Source organism: Ectothiorhodospira mobilis, from assembly GCF_900114895.1.
Classification (GTDB): Bacteria; Pseudomonadota; Gammaproteobacteria; order Ectothiorhodospirales; family Ectothiorhodospiraceae; genus Ectothiorhodospira; species Ectothiorhodospira mobilis_A.
On sequence record NZ_FOUO01000030.1, the window covers coordinates 1 to 1405 of the forward strand.

Here is a 1405-nt window from a genome sequence, read left to right on the forward strand (position 1 = left end):
CTTTTTTAATGGAATGGCCTGCTCCCACCCTATTACGCTGCTTGGTGAGATATCTACGCAGCGAGACGAGGAGGAAACAGACCATGTCCATTGCAACGCTTGGCATCGACCTTGGCAAGACCACGATGCACGTCGTGGGTCTGGATGCGTCCGGCAAGCCGGTCCATCGAAAGAAACTTACCCGCACGGCACTGATCCGTTTCCTGTCCAACCTGGCACCGTGTCGGGTCGCCATGGAGTCCTGCGCCGGCTCGCATGACATCGCCCGCAAGGCCGATGCCATGGGACACGATGCCGTACTCCTTCCCGCCCAGTTCGTCCGGCCCTACACCAAGGGCCAGAAGAACGACAACAGCGATGCCGAGGCGATCGCCGAGGCCGCTACCCGACCGACCATGCCGACGGTATCGATCAAGGATGCCACCCAGCAGGAAATCCAGTTCCTGCATCGAACCCGCCAAGGCTGGATCAAGCAGCGCACGGAGACGGCCAACCGGGTCCGGGCGATGCTGCTGGAGTTCGGTATCACGGTTCCCCAACGGATTCTGAATCTCCGCCGGGCGTTGCCCGGCATCCTCGAGGATGCCGAGAACGACCTGACCGATGGCGTGCGCCAGTTGGTCGCGGACCATTGGCAACAACTCCAGGAGCTGGACGACCGGATTGCCGACATCACGCAGCGCATCGAACGCATTCCCGTCCGAGATTCCCGGGCGGCGCGCCTGATGAGCATCCCCGGCATCGGCCCCATGATCGCCACGGCGATGGTGGCCGCCGTCGGGGACGGCACCCAGTTCACCCAGGGACGGGGATTGTCGGCCTGGTTGGGGCTCGTACCCCAGCAATTCACGACCGGCGGCAAGCCTCGGCTACTCGGCATCAGCAAGCGAGGCAACCGTTACCTGCGCACGTTGCTGATTCACGGCGCACGAGCGGTCCTGCAGCAGGCGCATCGAGGGGACGATGCGCTGCGCCGCTGGACCCAGCAGGTCAACGGCCGAGTGCATCGGAACAAGGCGGCCGTGGCCCTGGCCAACAAGCTGGCCCGGGTGGCCTGGGCGGTACTGACACGGGGCGAGACATTCCGGGCGAGCGCCGCAGCGGCCTGATCCCCGACCGCAAGGAGTCCATATGAAATGACCGACCCGGAACGGGTCGGTCACCCGATAACCAGCCAACGATTGCAAGCGTCCGAACGGATGGCGGAAACAGGCACCGGCCTGTCGGAAACCTGACCTAACGAATGGCTCGAAGAAGCCGGTTTTTTATTCAGGAACGACAGGCGCGGATTTCTCCATCGAGGCCCGGAGCACTGACGTGCTCCACCACGAGGCCGAATAGATTGACGCAACCTGATTATCCACCACCCCAACGGGGGCTTGCGATCGGGGAGCAGGCCATAGAT

The 1405-nt window shown here is 63.3% G+C and carries 1 protein-coding gene; it reads left to right on the forward strand.

Going from position 1 to position 1405, the window contains the following annotated elements:
* Positions 1-83: 83 nt before the first annotated feature.
* The gene (locus tag BM214_RS12275) at positions 84-1109 is read left to right on the forward strand and encodes an IS110 family RNA-guided transposase (protein WP_090487768.1); all 1026 of its coding nucleotides are present in this window, start codon (positions 84-86) and stop codon (positions 1107-1109) included.
* Positions 1110-1405: the final 296 nt, after the last annotated feature.